This is a genomic window from Niameybacter sp. (assembly GCF_036655075.1).
In the GTDB taxonomy this organism is placed as follows: Bacteria; Bacillota; Clostridia; order Lachnospirales; family Cellulosilyticaceae; genus Holtiella.
Genome location: NZ_JAVVQU010000006.1, coordinates 59,605 through 77,965 on the forward strand (window position 1 = coordinate 59,605; position 18,361 = coordinate 77,965).

Consider the following 18,361-nt stretch of genomic DNA (forward strand, 5'->3'; position numbering starts at 1 on the left):
AGGAGGCTTATAACGTGAAGAACGATAAAATACGACCTAACGTCCTAGGCGTACGCATGATTTCAAATGTAAGTCCAGAACTTGCTAAAAAGCTAGAACTTGGAGAAAGACATAAAAGCTTAGGGATTATTACCGCTGATATGGATGATGTAACCTATACAGCACTAGATGAAGCAACAAAAGATGCAGATGTAGATGTTGTGTATGCACGTTCTATGTATGCAGGTGCAGGAAATGCTTCAACAAAATTGGCTGGAGAAGTTATCGGAATCATTGGTGGACCAAGTCCAGCAGAAGTAAAAAGTGGACTTAAAGCTGCACTTACTTTTATGCAAGACGGTGCACACTTTACAAGTGCTAATGAAGATGATTCTATCGTTTATTATGCACATACTGTATCTCGTACAGGGACATACCTTTCAAAAGTAGCAGGTATTAGCGAAGGCGAACCTCTAGCCTACTTGATTGCACCACCCTTAGAATCTATTTATGCTTTAGATGCTGCCATGAAAGCGGCAGATGTACGTTTAGTCGAATTTTTTGGACCACCATCCGAAACCAACTTTGGCGGCGGGCTTTTGACAGGCTCACAATCAGCTTGTAACGCTGCATGTAGTGCTTTTGCAGAAGCCGTTCGTGCGGTGGCAAGTAATCCACAGGAATACTAACCCATGCAAAGAGAGGCACTCGGCCTTATTGAAGTCATTGGTTATCCGCCAGCGATAGAGGCAGCGGATGCAGCCTTAAAAGCAGCCAATGTCAAGTTAGCAAGCATTACTAAAGTGGATGGTGGGATTATGACAGTCCAAATCATGGGTGACGTAGGGGCTGTACAAGCTGCAGTAGCTGCAGGTGGACTTGCTGCTTCTAGGATAGGTCCTCTAAGAGCTACCCACGTAATCCCTAGAGTGGATACAGCTTTGTTTGGCACCGTACTCAAACTAAAAACGATGCCAGAGGTTGAAAAAAGTGACCCCACGTCTAAGCCTATGATTGCTTCTGTAGGTATGCCGGTTATAACACCAACGACTCAAAGTGTTGAGGCAACAAGTCCTCCATTGATACAAGAGGAGGAAGCAGTAAAAATTATACTGCCACCTAAGATGCCAACAAGTAAAGAAGTTGAAATGGATGCACGAGCAGAAGATGAAATAGAAGAGGAAACAACTTCTATGGAGGAAGTAACAGACAAACGAATTGCTGAACTAGAAGCTAAGAGCAATTCGGAGCTACGTGCACTCATTGTAGCAAGTGGTATAGACCTACCTATAAAGAAGTTAAATGCGACTAAGAAACAAGAGCTTATAGGGATATTGACGGATTATTATAAGCGTGAGGAAGGAGAGACTTAATGGATTTACTTGACAAAGACTTAGTATCCATCCAAGAGGTACGTAGTCTCTTAAAAACAGCACATGAAGCACAAAAAAAATTAGCAACTTTAAATCAAACTCAAATAGACCGTATTGTTAAAGCTATTGCAGATGCGGGGTATGAACATGCAGAACGTCTTGCAAAACTTGCCAATGAAGAAACAGGTTTTGGGCTATGGCAAGATAAAGTAATCAAAAATGTCTTTGGTTCAAAAGGCATTTTTGAAGCCATTAAAGATGAAAAAACAGTGGGTATTTTAGCAGAAGACCGAGTGAATAAAACAATGGATATAGGTGTTCCTGTAGGTGTTATTGCAGGGGTTATACCTTCAACTAATCCTACATCTACTGTTATGTATAAAGCACAAATTGCTTTAAAAGGTGGGAATGCCATCGTATTTTCACCTCATCCAGGCGCAAAAAATGCTATTTTAGAAACGGTTAAAGTGATTAGTGCAGCAGCTGAAAAAGCTGGTATGCCAAAAGGTGCAATCTCTACGATTACAGTACCAACTATGGAAGCAACTAAAGAATTGATGACCAATCGCTATACCTGTCTCATCTTAGCAACAGGTGGATCTGCTATGGTTAAAGCTGCCTATTCTTCAGGCACACCAGCTATTGGCGTAGGTGCAGGAAATGGCCCAGCTTTTATTGATAAGAGTGCAGATGTACACCTAGCAGTCAAACGTATTTTAGATTCTAAAACTTTTGACAATGGGACCATTTGTGCATCTGAACAATCTATCATCGTAGAAAAATGTATGGAAGAAAAAGTGACTACAGAGCTGAAAGTACAAGGCGCATACATGCTCAATACTGAGGAGAGTGATCAATTAGCCCACTTTATCTTAAGACCAAATGGTAGCATGAACCCAGCGATTGTAGGCAAGAGTGTAGAGCACATTGCAAAACTTGCAGGGCTTACACAAGTGCCAGCGTCAGCATGTGTCCTTGTAGCCAGAGAAAGCAAAGTAGGCCATTTAGCACCTTACTCAAGAGAAAAGTTAGCACCTATTCTTGCCCTCTATGTAGAAGACTCTGTAGAAGCAGTACTTGAAAAATCTATAGAAATTCTTCATTTTGAAGGGAGTGGGCATACTTTCAGTATGCATGCCAATGATGAGGAACTTGTGAAACGTTTTTCAGTACGTATACCTGCTTCACGTATTCTCATCAATACACCAGGTGCATTAGGTGGTATTGGTGCAACAACGAATCTTTTCCCAGCCCTTACCCTAGGTTGTGGTGCAGTGGGTGGCAGTTCTTCTTCAAACAACATTGGGCCACTAGATGTAATCAACATTAAACGTGTAGCCTATGGAACGAAAGAACTAGAAGAAATCAGAAAAGAAACACCAAGTGGTAGCAGCTGTTGCAGTGATCAAATTTCAGAGGCTACATTAGACGCAATCGTTAAAAAAATTATGCAACAATTAATATAAAGTGTGAAAAAGTAGAATACTAAGGTCGTATTACTATTTTAAAACTCACTTAGAATTTAGGAGGAAAACAAAATGGCAAATACAAATGCACTCGGAATGATTGAAACAAAAGGATTAGTAGGTGCAATTGAAGCAGCAGATGCAATGGTAAAAGCAGCCAACGTGATGCTTGTTGGCAAAGAACAAGTAGGTGGTGGACTTGTTACAGTAATGGTAAGAGGAGATGTAGGGGCTGTTAAAGCGGCTACAGATGCAGGTGCAGCAGCAGCAGAACGTGTAGGCGAGCTTATTTCTGTACACGTAATCCCTAGACCACATGCTGAAGTTGACGTGATACTTCCTCACGGACCACAAGCCTAATCTAACACTCTACAAGGAGGGACTTCACTTACTGGATGTAAGTGTCCCCTCCCTTTGTAGAAATCATTAATAAGGTGGAGGTCTAGTATGTCTGTTTTGACTGAAGAAGCAATTAGAATCATGCTCGCGCATCATGAGCTAAAGGAAAAAGATGCCCTTTATCTAGAGCCTAAACAAATTGTTACACCTGCAGCCCGTGCTTATTTGATGGAAAAAGGAATTACAGTTAAAGTAAAAAGTGAAGCAGATGAACCCAGACCAAAGTCACACCAACCTTCTACACAAGAAGAAGTGGCGTTAAGAGATACGAACAAAAAGGATGAAAAGACTATGACTACACCCGAAGAAACATATGAGACACTCTTTGGTGCCACTTTAACCCAAAAGCCAGAGCATATGACACATCTTAGAGGTAACGTTTTAGTATTTAAAGACCACCCTCGTATTGCTTTAAGAGGTGCAATTGACTCACTTGAATCGGAAATCTTAGTGGTTCAAGTAATAGCGGACAAACAGGGGTTAAAGCAACTCATTAAAGATTTAGAGGAAGTGGTACGCTTTATACGTCATCTTCTACGGTGTGAAGTTAGTGGTGAGCCTGTTGGTGAGTTTAATCTACAAGGACTAAGTGCCGAAGAACTCAGGGAGCATTCCCATCATCCTAGTCAGTATTATGGCATGAGACACTTTTTACCGAACTATAAGCAAGGTGAAATAGTAGTGTATCTTAATAAACTCCGTGCACTTACTCGGGAAGCAGAACTTGTGGCATACAAAGCTTTTAGTAACGAATATGGGCAAGTGGAACGAGAAGATATTATCAAAGCTTTCAATAGGTTATCTTCGTTATTCTGGATTATGATGTTTAAATATTTGACAGACCGATATAAAGAATCTTAACGAGAAAGGAGACACTATGACACACATTTCAAATGCTATTTCAGAAGCAGTTATTGAAGCGCTTAAAAAAGAAGTTTTTATTCCTGTAGAAGCATCAGGAAGACATGTTCACTTAAACGCAGTAGATGCAGCCATACTTTTTGGTGAGGGCTATGAATTTACAAAAATAAAAGAGCTTTCTCAGCCTGGACAATATGCTTGTAAAGAACGTGTTTCCATTGTAGGACCTAAAGGCACATTAAATAATGTGATTGTGCTAGGTCCACTCAGAAAAGATACACAGATTGAAGTTTCTTCTACAGATGCATTGGTACTAGGTATCAATGCACCACTTAGACAAAGTGGTGAAATTGTTGATACACCGGGTGTAACCATTCGTAATGGAGAAAAGAAAGTAAATGTCAAACAAGGTTTGATTGTAGCTAAGCGTCATGTGCATATGACACCAGAAGATGCAGTGAAGTTTAATGTAAAAGACGGTGAAAGTGTGAAAGTCAAAGTATCTGGCGAACGTCCTGTGATTTTTGAAGAAACAGTGGTGCGTGTGCACAAGAACTTTAGAACCTTCATGCATATTGACTACGACGAGGCAAACTGCTGTGGGTACAACAAAGAAAGTTTTGGGATTATTCTTAAATGATCAGAAAGAAGGTGACTTATGAATCGCCAAGAACTTATTGAAGACATTATCAATGAAGTCTGCAAGAAGTTTGTAAACGAGCTGAGCGCCCATAGAGGAAGCGCCTCTCTTATGGTCATTGGCACATTAACAAAAGAAGAAGAAGAGGCTTTAAAGGATTATCCTCATATGCCTTTTACACCAGGGCAATCAAATTATGAGAAAGTCCTTATAAGTACATTAACTGTAACGCAAATGGCGCATTTAGCACTAGGTTATGGTGATACACCTGAAGAAGTGGCTCTACTTGAAGCCCAATTGCAAGGCAAGCAAGTCTACGTACTTGAAAGAGGCCTTGAGTATAGAAAGTACAAAGATACGGCACCAAAGAACTTATATGCACTTTATCATGACTATGAGCGTACGTTGCGTCAATATGGTGTACTCATTATAAAGAGCATAAGAGAATGTGATACGCTACCTAGTGAACGTGTACAATCTCTGTCCGAGCCGAACCTTGTTCAAATCCATGAATCAGGCAAAGAAAAGACTCACGTGTTCCATAAAAAACTTCTCCTAGAAAAGGATTTAATTAGTGCAAGAGTTGGATTCAATGAAACATTAGAACTGGCATCTCATTGTAAGATTACACCTTTAGCAGAAGATTTTATACGGGCACATCACTTAACCATACTCAAGATATAGGGGAGGACATAAATTGGAAATTGGAAGAGTTATTGGCAACGTATGGGCCACTAAAAAAGATGAAAATTTAAATGGACAAAAACTACTCGTAATTAAAATTCTTTTAGATAAAGAGCGGGAACGAGAAGGGTTTGTCGTAGCATCAGATATAGTAGGGGCTGGTGTAGGAGACTTGGTTCTTATCAGTCGTGGTGGAGGTGCCAGACATGCAATAGGAAATCCTAAAGCACCTGTAGATAGTGCAGTAGTAGGTATTGTAGATTCTATCGAGGTATTGGATTATGAGTAGAAGTATAGGTGCTTTAGAATTCCGTAGTATTAGCAAGGGCATTGAAGTCTCCAATGAAGTGGTAAAAAAGGCAAGTGTTGAAATTATTTATTTTAAAACGATTTGCCCAGGTAAATTTCTCGTCATTGTTACAGGGGATGAAGGGGAAGTCAATGAGGCGATCGATTATGGTGTGGAAATAGCGGATGGCACATTGGTTGATAGCTTTAAAGTCCATGCAGTGAGTCAAGCTATCGTTCAAGCCTTTAAAAATAAATATGACTCAAGAACCGTTGAAGGTGCTATAGGGATTATGGAGACAGGGAAAGTGTGTACAGGCATTAAGGCCTTAGACCATGCACTCAAATCAAGTGACAGTAAGCTGATTAAAATGCAACTGGCGTTTGGCATAGGTGGCAAACTTGTCTATGTAATCACAGGAACTTTAAGTAGCATTGAATGTGGTCTTAGAGAAGCAAAACTTGCACTAGATCAACAGGAACGTGCCAATATATCTATTATTCCTTCACCGAGTGAAGAAATGACCCAATTCCTGATTTAAGTCATGTCACCTTATAAAATTAAATAAATGGAGTGAAGACCGTATGAGTATTAATGAGATTATTATTTATATCATGGTATTTTTTGCAGCACTAGGCGCATTAGATAAAATTATTGGAAACAAGTTTGGCCTAGGCGAAAAATTTGAAGAAGGGATTATGGCAATTGGTGCCCTAGCGATTTCTATGGTTGGGATTATTGCCTTAGCACCTGTTATTGCCAATCTATTAAAACCTGTTGTTGTACCTTTGTTTGGCTTGTTAGGTGCTGACCCTGCTATGTTTGCAGGCTCTCTTATCGCTAACGACATGGGAGGGGCACCTCTTGCACAAGCCCTTGCTATTGACCCTGATGCGGGACTTTTTGGTGGCTTAATTGTAGGGGCAATGCTTGGACCTACAATTGTCTTTACCATTCCAGTTGCTTTAGGAATCATTGAAGAAAAAGACCGCAAATATTTAGCAACCGGTGTGCTTGCAGGGGTTATTACCATTCCTATTGGTTCATTCGTAGGTGGTCTTGTTGCAGGGTTCCCATTGATGATGGTAGTGCGCAATTTAATTCCTATCATCCTTTTTGCCCTTTTAATTGCTCTTGGCCTTTGGAAGTTTGAAAGTGCGATGATTACGGGATTCACTTACTTTGGTAAATTTGTCGTGGCTGTCATTACCTTAGGACTTGGCGCAGGGATTGTAGAACAACTTACAGGGATTGTACTCATCCCAGGGATGAATCCAATCCGTGAAGGATTTGAAATTGTTGCAGACATTGCCATTGTATTAGCCGGTGCATTCCCACTTGTTTATGTCATTACAAAAGTATTTAAAACACCACTTTTAAAACTTGGTAAAGTAATGGGTATGAATGATGTAGCAGCTGCGGGACTTGTAGCCAGCTTAGCCAATAGTATTCCTATGTTTGGGATGATGAAAGATATGGATAACCGTGGGAAAATTCTTAACGTAGCCTTTGCAGTTTCAGCAGCTTTTGTATTTGGTGACCATTTAGGATTTACTGCTGGATTTAATCCTGCAATGATTTTCCCTATGATCGTTGGTAAATTAGTAGGTGGTATAACTGCCATTTTTGTAGCAATGTTTATTGCAAATAAAACATTGGGAAAGGAAAAAGCTTAAATGGATTTAGATAAAAGTAGACTTGAGAACCTTATTAAAGAAGTTTTAGTAGAAAAACTAGCAACAGGTGGCTACCATGAACGACAATCTGCTTCAGGTGTTATGGCAGTGAAAGTACCACAAATTCGCGTTTATGAAAGTGACCGATTAGATACAGGCGTATCTTCTGACATTGTGTATACAAAAGACTTATTTACACTTGAAGAAAGCCCACGTCTTGGTTGTGGTATTATGGAAATGAAAAATACCACTTTTGACTGGACCCTTAACTATGATGAAATTGACTATGTGATTGAAGGGAGTTTAAGCATTATCATCAATGGTGAAACAGTTACAGCAGGGCCTGGAGAAGTCATTCTCATTCCTAAAGGCTCTCGCATTAAATTCTCAGTGCCAGAGTATTCCCGTTTTATCTATGTAACTTATCCTGCAGATTGGGCAGGTCAAGCATAAAGTGAAATAGAGGCTATAGAAATACGATTGTACAAAATACGTATTTTTATAACCTCTATTTTTATAGGTATTGTTTTTAAAATGTGTTTTAGCGTGCGAAAAGTATAAAATATAAAAAGAAGTTACTAAAATCATAGATTTTAGACATGCGATTAAATATAATAAGACTATAGAATAAGGTTAAAAGCTTAAACTATAAATAAACTTCGTATGAAGTAGATAAAATAAAAATTACATACTAAAGAACTAAACAGTGGAGGAGGAGGAAATATGTTAAGAAAATTAGTTAAGTTTTTATGCCACCGATTGGTTGTAGTAGGCACCTTTATAGCCATTCAAGCTGCTATTTTAATTGGAATGATTTGGAAGTTTAATAGCTATTTTGTGTACTTCTATGCTTTTTGCTTATTACTCAGTGCGGGTGTTGTTTTATACATTATTAGTAATAAAAGCAATCCAGGCTATAAGATTGCATGGATTATACTGATTTTGTTGTTCCCCATCTTTGGTGGCCTTTTTTACGTCATGTTTGGAGAAAATAAGATGAGTAAAAGGCAACAAGAAAAGATGAGTAGTATAGGGGTTAAAATGTTAGCCCTTCTTAAGGAAAAGGATGCTGCCTTAGATGAAATTCAGGAAGCTAGTCAAACAGCAGGTGCCCAATCCCGTTATATAACAGAATATGCCTACTGCCCACCTTGCAAACATACGCATACCGAATATTTACCTTTAGGAGAAATAGCCTTTGAACGTATGAAAGAAGAGCTCAAAAAGGCAAAACATTATATTTTCTTAGAGTATTTTATTATACAAGAAGGTGTCATGTGGAATGGCATTCTTGAAATCTTGGAGGAAAAAGCCAAACAAGGTGTAGATGTCCGAGTGATTTACGATGACATGGGATGCATTTTAACACTACCTTATGGGTATGACAAAAAGTTAGAAAAAATGGGTATACGTTGCCAAGTATTTAATAAATTTGTACCTATTTTATCTTCTAAATTCAACAATCGTGACCATAGAAAAATTTTGGTAATTGATGGACATACAGGTTTCACAGGTGGGATTAACTTAGCAGATGAATATATTAATGCTTATGAAAAACATGGGCATTGGAAAGATACTGCCATCATGCTTAAAGGTGAAGGGGTATGGAATATGACCAATATGTTCTTAACCTTGTGGGATTATATAACCAATACAGATGAGGATTATGCAAAGTATCGTCCTCATGTGCATTTAGAAGAAGAGATTGTGGCAAAGGGTTATGTACAACCTTTTGCAGATAGTCCACTAGACCATGAACCAGTAGGCGAAACAGTATATCTAAACTTAATCAACCGTGCAAAAGAGTATGTTTATATCAACACACCCTATCTAATCATTGATAATGAGATGATTACTGCCTTATGTGTGGCTGCTAAGTCAGGTATAGATGTGAGAATTGTGACGCCTCACATTGCAGATAAATGGTATGTTCATGCTGTAACACGTGCTTATTATGATGTGCTCCTAGAAAGTGGCGTGAAGATTTATGAATATACACCAGGGTTTATTCATGCCAAAACTTTTGTTGTAGATGACCTCTATAGTGTGGTAGGTACCATTAATTTAGATTACCGGAGTTTATACCTTCACTTTGAGTGTGGTGTATGGCTCTATCAAACCGATACAGTTATGGATGTGAAGGCAGATTACTTGGAGACGTTAAAAGTGTGTAAGCAAGTGATGCTCGCTGAGACTCATGCTATTAAGTGGTACAAAAAATTAGGGCGTGCTATTCTTAGAATTTTTGCACCTCTTATGTAGAAAAGGTTATAAAAGAAAGTTGTACATTTAGATGAATGGTACAACTTTTTTTTATGCAGAAAATAATCTAAACATAATATAAAAAAATATCAGACAATTTTAGAAAAATAGATGCTTTTATTGGTAAAATATTTTATAATAGTATATATTTATATATAAAATAGAGGAGGGGAAAGATGGGTACAATGAGTAAAGTATGGATTTCAGGGGCAAATGGACGACTAGGCAGTGCAATGAATGCGTTATTAAATAAGAGGGAATACGAAATTCTGAATACAGATGTAGAGGAAGTAGATATTACCAATGCAGAGGATGTCATGACTTATGGGACCATGAATCGTCCAGGTATTATTATTAACTGTGCAGGATATACAGACTTAGAAGGATGTGAAAGCAATCCTGAAAAGGCATATCAAGTGAATGCACTCGGGGCTAGAAACATAAGTATTGTGGCTAGAAAAATTGGAGCTAAACTTATACATATTTCCACAGATGATGTATTTGATGGGGAGGGGCATGTACCTTATGGTGAGTTTGATAGACCAACGCCTAAAAGTGTCTATGGTAAATCAAAGTTAGCAGGTGAACAATTTGTCCGTGATTTTGCAGAAAAGTACATGATTATTAGAAGCTCTTGGGTTTATGGAGAGGGTGAGAACTTTGTGCAAGATTTGTTAGACGCAGCCAAGATAAAAGACACACTTCGTATTGCCAATGACCAGTATGCTTCGCCTACAAGTTCTATTGAACTGGCAAAACTTGTGATGCACCTCATGGAGATATCTGAATATGGATTGTATCATGGGACATGCAGTGGAAGCTGTAGCCGCTATGAATTTGCCAAAGAAGTTTTAAAGCTTGCAGGCGTGAAGGTAGCGGTAGAGCCTGTTCCGACTAAGCATGCAGATTTTACAAATGCTAGGCCAGCTTACACTGTATTAGATAACTTTATGTTACGTATTGCCACAAATTACAAGATGGCAGACTGGAAAGAGGCGTTAGAAATTTACATGAAAAAATAAGGGGGAAAACCAATGGGAAAAGAAAAACAAACAAAAAAAGTAAATGAAGCACAAAACACAAAGCAAGAGAAGAAAAAATTAGGGTTAACCACAAAGATTTTTATTGGTCTTTTATTAGGTGCATTAACAGGAGTCATTTTACACTATATTGTACCGAGTGGATTTGTAAAAGACACAGTCATTATTAATGGGATTTGCTACGTTGTAGGCAATGGCTTTTTAAGAGCGATGCAAATGCTTGTGGTACCTTTAGTTTTCTGTTCTCTTGTATGTGGCGCAATGGCAATTGGAGATTCTAAAAAACTTGGTAAGGTAGGGGTCAAAACCATTCTGTTCTACTTAGTAACAACAGCTATTGCAATTACTATCGCATTGGGTACAGCAAAAATCATTAACCCAGGTATTGGGCTAGATATGAGTGCTTTAGAAATTGCGGAGACAACGATTGCAGAAAAACAAAGTTTTGCAGATGTACTGCTCAATATTATTCCTAAAAACCCTATTCAAGCTTTGGCAGAAGGAAATATGCTTCCGATCATCGTATTTGCCATTTTAGTAGGGATTGTACTGGCTAAACAAGGGGATCGTTGTGAAACAGTAGGAAATTTTTTCAACGAGTTTAACAATGTCATGATGGATATGACCATGTTGGTGATGAAGCTTGCACCTATTGGTGTATTTTGCCTCATTGCAAAAACTTTTGCAGGGATTGGATTTAGTGCCTTTGTCCCACTGCTTAAGTATATGAGTGGTGTCTTTATTGCTTTAGGTATTCAATGCTTCGTCGTCTATATGGCCTTTTTAAAAGGCTTTACAGGACTCAACCCTTTCAAATTTATCAAAAAGTTCTTGCCTGTTATGGGATTTGCATTCTCAACAGCGACATCCAATGCAACCATTCCACTTTCTATTGATACACTAGATAAAAAGATGGGGGTTTCAAAACGTATATCTTCTTTCACTATTCCACTAGGAGCGACTATCAATATGGATGGTACAGCCATTATGCAAGGGGTAGCTGTAATCTTTGCAGCACAGGCATTTAATATTACATTGACGCCAGCAGACTACATTACAGTTATTGCAACAGCTACATTAGCTTCCATTGGAACCGCAGGGGTACCTGGTGTAGGTCTGATTACCCTTTCCATGGTTTTCGCATCTGTTGGCTTACCAGTAGAAGCGATTGGTATGATTATGGGGATTGATAGAATCTTAGATATGACACGTACTGTTGTTAATATTACAGGAGATGCTGTATGTACAACCATTGTGGCACACCAAGATAAAGCCCTTAATAAAGAAGTGTTTGCAGCACAAGAGCTGACCCTGTAGGGATAGTTACACAAAAACAAAGAGGATGTCGCATCAATCAATTGAGCGATATCCTCTTTGTTTTTAGGCACGATGTTGTAGCATAATAGCTTTGACTTTGGGTTGATTGACTTCATCTACCCTTTCTATAATAAAATTTAAAAACTTTTCTTGTCCTTGGTTCATCATAAGGCTCCTTACTTTATAAGCTATGTTTAGTATAGGCGATAGAGTGTAAAGAGGCAAGGTAGTTGAAAAGTTTTTATCAGATGAATCGCAAGAAGCTAAAGATTACAGGGGGTGGATTACTATGAAATATTATTGCAATTTAGAGGTGAATAAGTTGAAACAATTTGAAATAGTATATATAGTAAAAGAAACAACTAAAGTGAGGCTAAGATAAAAGTTAGAGCTAAATGAGAAAGGTGGGGTATAATGAAAAACTTTGTAATGACTATTGCACGTGGTTATGGAAGTGGTGGACGCACAATAGGCAAGATGTTGGCTGCGGATTTAAATATTCCTTATTATGACCGGAACTTATTAAGGTTAGCATCAGATGATAGTGGCATCAACGAACAACTTTTTATTGATGCAGATGAAAAAGTAAAAAATACATTACTTTATAAGGTGGCTAAGAACGTCTACAAAGGAGAAATTATTCCTCCAGACCGAGATGACTTTGTATCTAATGAAAACCTTTTTAACTATCAAGCGAAGATCATTAAAGAGTTGGCTGAAAAAGAATCTTGTATCATCATTGGGAGATGTGCAGATTACATATTGAAAGATTATGACCATGTCATTTCAGTCTATATTCATGCCCCTATGGAAGCTTGCATACAAGGTGTAGAAAAAATTGCGCCTGTGAAAAATCCAAAGCAATACATTCTCACCACCGATAAGCGCCGCGCCGCGTATTATCATTACTTTACAGGACAAGATTGGAAAGATGCCAACAACTACGACCTTTGCTTAGATAGTGATGCACTGGGGTATGAAAAATGTATTGAAGTGATTAAAGCCTATTTGAAAATTAAGATGGAGCAGAGTAAGTAGGAAGGAAATACTTAGGTTGGAAACGGCCTGAAAGGATAATAAAGGGGTAACTTAGAAAGTTAATAAGTTAAAAACTAGGGAAGGTAAGTGTATGAATAAAAGGTCTATGAAACTAGCCGTTTTAAGCTAGATTCATAGACCTTCATGCTTTAATGCAGGTCCTATTTATTATTTCCTTTTAAGGAGTAGTGTCTCCTATTAGTGCTATGGATGGGATTAAAGTAGCTCATGTGCAAGAAAAGCTTAAGTACGCTTGTGTAAGTCTTGTTTGCATTTTGGGCAACTGATACAAACTTTGCCTTTTCCTTTAGGTACTCTCAGGGTTTGTTTGCAGTTAGAGCAAGTGAAATATTTGTGCGTTTTACGTTCTTTAAATTGCTTTTCATAAAGATTTAAGCGTTTTTGAATAGGAGTCCAAAAACGTATAAATTTAAAGTTTTCTTGTTGGCGTTTGTACATATTACGAGAAAGGGAACGGTAATAAAAAAGAATCAATAAGGCAACAGTCAGACCTGTTAAAATGAAACTACGGATAAAGATATCCAGGCATCCAACAATTAAACAGGTGATGAGTAGGGCAAAGCCAAGTTGATCCACACCGTAGCGACCAGCCATAAATTTTTGTAACTTTTCTTTCATAAGAAAACTCCTTTCAGTAACGGTTATTCAGATACAAAGAGTATACCATAAATGCATTAAGAAAATATATAGAATGAAAGGAATAACCTATTGGGAAGGCTTTAATATTGACAAACGTCCTGATAAAATTTATGATGAAAAACAGAGTAACTAAAAAGAGAGGTAGACTTATGCTTTATTTAGACTATGCAGCTAATACCCCTGTAGATCCAAAAGTACTAGAAAGGTTCGTACAACTTTCTACTGAATATATTGCAAATCCTAATGCAGCCCATGCCCTAGGACAAGCTGCCAAAGTAAAGTTAGATACATGTACCCAACAGATGGCTGACTTGTTAGGCGTTAAGCCTTCGGAAATTATTTATACCTCTGGTGCCACAGAGTCCAATAACTTAGCGATTATTGGTGGGTGCCATTATTACAAACGCTATGGCAAACATATTATTACCACTTACCTTGAGCATTCTTCTGTATCAAGTACGGCCACGGCGCTACACAATGAAGGCTATGAGATTGAGTTTGTGGACATTTTACCTAATGGACAAATGGACTTAGAGCACTTGAAAAGTCTTTTAAGAGCAGATACGATTATGGTGGCCATCAGTGAAGTAGATAGTGAACTCGGTGCAAGGCAACCGCTTCAGGCTATTCGTGACTTGCTAGATACAGAGTATCCGCATTGTCTATTGCACGTAGATGGTACGCAAGCTATTGGTAAGCTGCAAGTCCCTATGGCATGTGCAGACCTTTTAACCTTTTCAAGTCATAAGTTTTATGGCTTAAATGGATGCGGTGTCTTGATTAAAAAGGAGCACGTCATGCTAGAGCCTATTATTCATGGCGGTACCAGTACGACCGCTTTTAGAAGTGGAACACCAACACTTGCGCTTATTGGAAGTTTAGTAGAAGCTTTAAGCTTAGCACAAGCCAATCAATCAAGCCATTTTAACTATGTAGAAAAGCTTAATCAGCGCTTAAGAGCGGGACTTGCTATACACCAAGCGGTGACTTTCAATAGTCCAGTAGAAGGCAGTCCTTATATTTTGAATATAAGCTTAACGGGGATTAAGGCGAGAGAAGTCCAAGAAAGATTGGCAGAACGTGAAATTTACGTAGCTACCAAATCTGCATGTTGTACCCTAAATAGCCCTTCTAGACCTGTGTATGCTGTGACAAAGGATCGTAAAAAGGCGTTATCCACCCTTCGTATCAGTCTGAGCCACTTGACAACAGAGGAAGAGATTGAAACTTTCTTAAAGGCATTTGGCGAGGTGCTTGCTACTTTTTAGGCAAAGCGTATCTGGTGATGAAGCAGCAGCGTTTCAAAAATAAAATAATCACATCTATGTCTTTAGATGAAACGATACCTATAGATAGGAAGATAAAATGAAAAGAGAGCTTGAAAAATTTGAAGTAATTGAACGTAGTATCATTAAGAAATACCGTAAAACCATCTGGACAAAATTTGTTCGTGCTGTCAATGACTATGAGCTTATCAAAGATGGGGACAAAATTATGGTATGTATCTCTGGTGGAAAGGATTCTATGCTTCTTGCTAAATGTATGCAAGAGTTATACCGTCATGGGAAACGTAACTTTGAATTAGAATTTGTAGTAATGGATCCAGGTTACAACGCCTATAACCGTCAAGTGATTATTGATAATGCCGAGTATTTAAACATTCCAATCAAAATCTTTGAAAGTAATATTTTTGATGTAGTAGCAGAAGTAGATGAGACCCCTTGTTATCTTTGTGCAAGAATGCGCCGTGGTTTCCTTTACAAATACGCTCAGTCTATTGGGTGTAATAAAATTGCATTAGGCCATCACTTTGATGATGCCATTGAAACCATTCTCATGAGCATGCTGTACGGTGGGGAAATCAAAACGATGATGCCTAAGCTTCATAGTACGAACCACCCAGGGATGGAACTCATTCGTCCCCTGTACCTTGTTAAAGAAGAAGATATCATTGCATGGAAAAACACCCATGATTTACGTTTTATTCAATGTGCATGTCGTTTAACAGAAAGTTGCCTACTCGGTGACCAAGGAGGTGGGTCTAAGCGTCAAGAAATGAAAAATCTTGTGAAGAAGTTTAGACAGACCAATCCACATATTGATATGAACATCTTTAGAAGTGTACACAACGTGAACTTAGAGACGATTATTGGTTACCGCAAAGATGGCAAAGACCATAGCTTCTTAGATGAATATGATGAGCAATAAGATAAGATAAGATAAGATAAGATAAGAGATAAAATAGCATGAAACAAAATAAAAGGTAACAAGACGAAAGAGATAGGGATGATGCCAAAGGGTCATCCCTATCTCTTTTTGCAGGATAAGCTGGTACCAATTGGCTCGCCTATAAAGGAGGAAGAGAAGAACTTGCAAGGCCTTTCAAGGAAGTATAAGGTGGAGGACTTAACGGTAGAGAGAATTTAAGACGCTCTAGCGGAAGATTCGAGATGATGGATACTAGGTGGATAGAAATAAAGAAAGTTAATTTGTAGAAAAAATATTAAAAATTCTACACAATATATTGACATGAAATTTTAAAAGTAGTATAGTATAAGTAAGCCCGTTTCATATACTTTTAAAGGATGTGGGACAAGCTGATAGGTAAGACCCGTTTTGAACAGGATAGACCATAAGCCAAGGTAGGATAAGGAATCCCGGGACCTTTGAATACCATTGCTTATGTAAGAAAAAGGCTTGTAAGTGTTGGTGCCCCCCTTCTGACCCTATAAGGACTTTTTCTTAAAAACTGTATCATTTGATGGTGGCAGTCAAGTGATATGGGGTAAGTTCTATATCTATTCACCCTATCTAGCGCGTTAAACTTCATCAATGTTCAAGGATACCCGTAAAGCCAACAGTACTTCTACGTTTTGGTAGATTCTTCGGACACTCACAGTGATACATGCAATGGCATCCCTTTCACCTAGAGCACACCAACGAATGCTCCTATCGCCTAGAGCGCCTCAAGCGGCACGCCAAACTTGTACAAAGTGAAGTTTAGCACCATCCAAAAGGTGAAGACCTTTGCCACAACCAAAGACCAGCCTAAGTCCGTCTATGTAATACAAGGGGGGACGACTTGGGCTGGTTTTTGTGCGTTTTAAACACCGAAATAAAAGTCTAAAAGATTGATAAAGAAACAGATTGTACAAGCACTACAAGAGGGAGAGCAAAAAGGTGCAAAAATTGACACGTCCAATCTATAAATATTGGATAGAAGACCGTGTGTACTATGTAGATGAAGAGACCCAATACTTAATTGGCGTCGATTTAGACGGTGAAAATAAAAAGACCATTTTACTTACCCAATACATGGACAAAATAGTTGTATTATCAGATACAGTATTAGGGATAAGCAATGGATATAACCCTGGCATCTTTAAAGTGGAAAATGGCAAAACCACACAAAAAGTAAAAGGAATAGTAGACCAATCACTAGTGAATACAAACAACATGATGTATACCCTATACGGAGAAAATGAAATACACTTTCTGCATTAAAGGTATGAAAAAATAGGCATACTGGCTATATTTGTATGATCCTAAACTTGTAAAAAAGTAGGATGAGGGACTATAATAGATAAAGGTATGTCAAAATATAGATAAGGAAAGAGGCGAAGCGCTATGAAAAAAATTCAAATGGGTACAAGCCCACTTCAAGGTTCAGAGATTTCACTAGGATGTATGCGTATGGCAGGTCATACAGTAGAAGAAGTACGTACACTTATTGAGGTGTCCCATGCAGCAGGCATTGACTTTTATGACCATGCAGATATTTATGGACAAGGAGAGTCTGAAATTTTATTTGGACAAGCCTTAAAAGGTACTTCTATTCAAAGAGAAGATTTAGTGATTCAAACAAAATGTGGGATTCGCCCAGGTTTCTTTGACTTTTCTAAGGAACACATTTTAACTTCAGTGGACAAAAGCTTACAACGCTTAGGTATGGACTATGTGGATGTGCTCTTACTTCACCGTCCAGATACATTGATGGAACCCGAAGAAGTAGCAGAGGCTTTCCGTGCATTACGTGAAAGTGGCAAAGTGCGTTACTTTGGGGTAAGCAATCAAAACCCTATGCAAATGGCGCTATTAAACCGTTATTTAGATGAAAAAATCATCATTAATCAACTTCAATTTAGCATCACTAACACGACAATGGTAGATGCTGGGCTCAATGTAAACATGGAAAATGCAGCAGCGCTGAACCGCGATGGCAGTGTACTTGACTATTGTCGTCTAGAAGATATTACGATTCAAGCTTGGTCACCATTCCAATATGGTTTTTTTGAAGGAGTATTTTTAGATAATCCTAAATTCCCAGAACTGAATAAAGTGGTTGACCGTATAGCTGCAGAGAAGGGTGTGACAAACAGTGCCCTTGCAGTGGCTTGGATTTTAAGACATCCAGCACGTATTCAAACGGTCGTTGGGACAACCAATCCAGAACGTCTTAAAGGCATCTGCAAAGCATCTGATGTAGAACTTACAAGACAAGAATGGTACGAAATCTACAGAGCAGCAGGAAACATTTTGCCTTAAGTTTATGCAAAACTATAATGGTACTTGTAATCTAGACAGTTAAATTTCTATTCCTTAATGAATCCTGTTATAATAAATTTAACTACAAAAGGACGGTATTCATATGAGAAAAAGACGAAATTTCACACCTGA

At 38.4% G+C, this 18,361-nt stretch carries 20 protein-coding genes; 19 read left to right on the forward strand and 1 reads right to left on the reverse strand.

The window, feature by feature from the left end:
* The first annotated feature begins 14 nt into the window (after window positions 1-14).
* The 15 genes from eutL to RRY75_RS03295 all read left to right on the forward strand — a co-directional run bounded on the left by eutL (window position 15) and on the right by RRY75_RS03295 (window position 13,024).
* The gene (eutL, locus tag RRY75_RS03225) at window positions 15-668 is read left to right on the forward strand and encodes an ethanolamine utilization microcompartment protein EutL (RefSeq protein WP_332491135.1); all 654 of its coding nucleotides are present in this window, start codon (window positions 15-17) and stop codon (window positions 666-668) included.
* A gap of 3 nt (window positions 669-671) precedes the next feature.
* Window positions 672-1,352: a BMC domain-containing protein gene (locus RRY75_RS03230; protein WP_332491133.1), complete on the forward strand. Its 681-nt coding sequence runs from the start codon at window positions 672-674 to the stop codon at window positions 1,350-1,352.
* Window positions 1,352-2,818 carry an acetaldehyde dehydrogenase (acetylating) gene (locus RRY75_RS03235; protein WP_332527260.1) on the forward strand — a complete coding sequence of 489 codons (1,467 nt, stop codon included), beginning with the start codon at window positions 1,352-1,354 and terminating at the stop codon, window positions 2,816-2,818. Before RRY75_RS03230 ends, RRY75_RS03235 begins: the two co-directional genes overlap by 1 nt.
* A 72-nt stretch (window positions 2,819-2,890) precedes the next feature.
* Window positions 2,891-3,178 carry an ethanolamine utilization microcompartment protein EutM gene (gene eutM, locus RRY75_RS03240; protein WP_332491129.1) on the forward strand — a complete coding sequence of 96 codons (288 nt, stop codon included), beginning with the start codon at window positions 2,891-2,893 and terminating at the stop codon, window positions 3,176-3,178.
* A gap of 87 nt (window positions 3,179-3,265) precedes the next feature.
* Window positions 3,266-4,078: a hypothetical protein gene (locus tag RRY75_RS03245; protein ID WP_332491127.1), complete on the forward strand. Its 813-nt coding sequence runs from the start codon at window positions 3,266-3,268 to the stop codon at window positions 4,076-4,078.
* Window positions 4,079-4,094: 16 nt separating this feature from the next.
* Window positions 4,095-4,718, forward strand: a complete 624-nt coding sequence (pduL, locus tag RRY75_RS03250; RefSeq protein WP_332491125.1) for a phosphate propanoyltransferase — start codon at window positions 4,095-4,097, stop codon at window positions 4,716-4,718.
* 18 nt (window positions 4,719-4,736) lie between these two features.
* A complete protein-coding gene (locus RRY75_RS03255) occupies window positions 4,737-5,402 on the forward strand; it encodes a hypothetical protein (RefSeq protein ID WP_332491123.1) in 666 nt (221 codons plus the stop codon).
* A gap of 13 nt (window positions 5,403-5,415) precedes the next feature.
* Window positions 5,416-5,691: a EutN/CcmL family microcompartment protein gene (locus RRY75_RS03260; protein WP_332491121.1), complete on the forward strand. Its 276-nt coding sequence runs from the start codon at window positions 5,416-5,418 to the stop codon at window positions 5,689-5,691.
* On the forward strand, window positions 5,684-6,232 hold the full coding sequence (locus RRY75_RS03265; protein ID WP_332491120.1) for a BMC domain-containing protein: 549 nt from the start codon (window positions 5,684-5,686) through the stop codon (window positions 6,230-6,232). The genes RRY75_RS03260 and RRY75_RS03265 overlap by 8 nt, the downstream gene beginning before the upstream one ends.
* 43 nt (window positions 6,233-6,275) lie before the next feature.
* Window positions 6,276-7,367, forward strand: coding sequence for an ethanolamine utilization protein EutH (gene eutH / locus RRY75_RS03270; protein ID WP_332491119.1), 1,092 nt, complete (start codon window positions 6,276-6,278; stop codon window positions 7,365-7,367).
* A complete protein-coding gene (locus RRY75_RS03275) occupies window positions 7,368-7,820 on the forward strand; it encodes a cupin domain-containing protein (protein ID WP_332491117.1) in 453 nt (150 codons plus the stop codon). It begins immediately after the preceding gene.
* A gap of 270 nt (window positions 7,821-8,090) precedes the next feature.
* Window positions 8,091-9,629 (forward strand): cardiolipin synthase, encoded by a 1,539-nt coding sequence (gene cls, locus RRY75_RS03280; protein ID WP_332491116.1) that lies wholly within the window; start codon window positions 8,091-8,093, stop codon window positions 9,627-9,629.
* A 176-nt stretch (window positions 9,630-9,805) separates the two neighbouring features.
* Window positions 9,806-10,651: a dTDP-4-dehydrorhamnose reductase gene (rfbD, locus tag RRY75_RS03285; RefSeq protein ID WP_332527261.1), complete on the forward strand. Its 846-nt coding sequence runs from the start codon at window positions 9,806-9,808 to the stop codon at window positions 10,649-10,651.
* A 12-nt stretch (window positions 10,652-10,663) separates the two neighbouring features.
* Window positions 10,664-11,986 (forward strand): dicarboxylate/amino acid:cation symporter, encoded by a 1,323-nt coding sequence (locus tag RRY75_RS03290; RefSeq protein WP_332491112.1) that lies wholly within the window; start codon window positions 10,664-10,666, stop codon window positions 11,984-11,986.
* 414 nt (window positions 11,987-12,400) lie between these two features.
* Complete coding sequence (locus RRY75_RS03295; RefSeq protein WP_332491110.1) at window positions 12,401-13,024, forward strand: cytidylate kinase-like family protein; 624 nt, start codon at window positions 12,401-12,403, stop codon at window positions 13,022-13,024.
* A gap of 243 nt (window positions 13,025-13,267) precedes the next feature.
* Here the strand turns inward: RRY75_RS03295 and RRY75_RS03300 are convergent, their stop codons facing one another.
* Window positions 13,268-13,663: a hypothetical protein gene (locus RRY75_RS03300; protein ID WP_332491108.1), complete on the reverse strand. Its 396-nt coding sequence runs from the start codon at window positions 13,661-13,663 to the stop codon at window positions 13,268-13,270.
* A gap of 170 nt (window positions 13,664-13,833) precedes the next feature.
* Between RRY75_RS03300 and RRY75_RS03305 the strand changes: the two genes are divergently transcribed.
* The 4 genes from RRY75_RS03305 to RRY75_RS03320 all read left to right on the forward strand — a co-directional run bounded on the left by RRY75_RS03305 (window position 13,834) and on the right by RRY75_RS03320 (window position 18,229).
* Window positions 13,834-14,952 (forward strand): cysteine desulfurase family protein, encoded by a 1,119-nt coding sequence (locus RRY75_RS03305; protein WP_332491107.1) that lies wholly within the window; start codon window positions 13,834-13,836, stop codon window positions 14,950-14,952.
* Between the two features lie 97 nt (window positions 14,953-15,049).
* The gene (locus RRY75_RS03310; RefSeq protein ID WP_332491105.1) at window positions 15,050-15,892 is read left to right on the forward strand and encodes a tRNA 2-thiocytidine biosynthesis TtcA family protein; all 843 of its coding nucleotides are present in this window, start codon (window positions 15,050-15,052) and stop codon (window positions 15,890-15,892) included.
* Between the two features lie 972 nt (window positions 15,893-16,864).
* A complete protein-coding gene (locus RRY75_RS03315) occupies window positions 16,865-17,188 on the forward strand; it encodes a hypothetical protein (protein WP_332491103.1) in 324 nt (107 codons plus the stop codon).
* Between the two features lie 123 nt (window positions 17,189-17,311).
* Window positions 17,312-18,229, forward strand: a complete 918-nt coding sequence (locus tag RRY75_RS03320) for an aldo/keto reductase (RefSeq protein ID WP_332491100.1) — start codon at window positions 17,312-17,314, stop codon at window positions 18,227-18,229.
* Window positions 18,230-18,361 lie beyond the last annotated feature (132 nt).

What these genes read in the sequence shown, in the direction of transcription:
- RRY75_RS03230 (WP_332491133.1), top strand. Translation starts at nt 672, where the DNA reads ATGCAAAGAGAGGCACTCGGCCTTATTGAAGTCATTGGTTATCCGCCA.
- RRY75_RS03235 (WP_332527260.1), top strand. Translation starts at nt 1,352, where the DNA reads ATGGATTTACTTGACAAAGACTTAGTATCCATCCAAGAGGTACGTAGT.
- eutM (WP_332491129.1), top strand. Translation starts at nt 2,891, where the DNA reads ATGGCAAATACAAATGCACTCGGAATGATTGAAACAAAAGGATTAGTA.
- RRY75_RS03245 (WP_332491127.1), top strand. Translation starts at nt 3,266, where the DNA reads ATGTCTGTTTTGACTGAAGAAGCAATTAGAATCATGCTCGCGCATCAT.
- pduL (WP_332491125.1), top strand. Translation starts at nt 4,095, where the DNA reads ATGACACACATTTCAAATGCTATTTCAGAAGCAGTTATTGAAGCGCTT.
- RRY75_RS03255 (WP_332491123.1), top strand. Translation starts at nt 4,737, where the DNA reads ATGAATCGCCAAGAACTTATTGAAGACATTATCAATGAAGTCTGCAAG.
- RRY75_RS03265 (WP_332491120.1), top strand. Translation starts at nt 5,684, where the DNA reads ATGAGTAGAAGTATAGGTGCTTTAGAATTCCGTAGTATTAGCAAGGGC.
- eutH (WP_332491119.1), top strand. Translation starts at nt 6,276, where the DNA reads ATGAGTATTAATGAGATTATTATTTATATCATGGTATTTTTTGCAGCA.
- RRY75_RS03275 (WP_332491117.1), top strand. Translation starts at nt 7,368, where the DNA reads ATGGATTTAGATAAAAGTAGACTTGAGAACCTTATTAAAGAAGTTTTA.
- cls (WP_332491116.1), top strand. Translation starts at nt 8,091, where the DNA reads ATGTTAAGAAAATTAGTTAAGTTTTTATGCCACCGATTGGTTGTAGTA.
- rfbD (WP_332527261.1), top strand. Translation starts at nt 9,806, where the DNA reads ATGGGTACAATGAGTAAAGTATGGATTTCAGGGGCAAATGGACGACTA.
- RRY75_RS03290 (WP_332491112.1), top strand. Translation starts at nt 10,664, where the DNA reads ATGGGAAAAGAAAAACAAACAAAAAAAGTAAATGAAGCACAAAACACA.
- RRY75_RS03295 (WP_332491110.1), top strand. Translation starts at nt 12,401, where the DNA reads ATGAAAAACTTTGTAATGACTATTGCACGTGGTTATGGAAGTGGTGGA.
- RRY75_RS03300 (WP_332491108.1), bottom strand. Translation starts at nt 13,663, where the DNA reads ATGAAAGAAAAGTTACAAAAATTTATGGCTGGTCGCTACGGTGTGGAT.
- RRY75_RS03305 (WP_332491107.1), top strand. Translation starts at nt 13,834, where the DNA reads ATGCTTTATTTAGACTATGCAGCTAATACCCCTGTAGATCCAAAAGTA.
- RRY75_RS03310 (WP_332491105.1), top strand. Translation starts at nt 15,050, where the DNA reads ATGAAAAGAGAGCTTGAAAAATTTGAAGTAATTGAACGTAGTATCATT.
- RRY75_RS03320 (WP_332491100.1), top strand. Translation starts at nt 17,312, where the DNA reads ATGAAAAAAATTCAAATGGGTACAAGCCCACTTCAAGGTTCAGAGATT.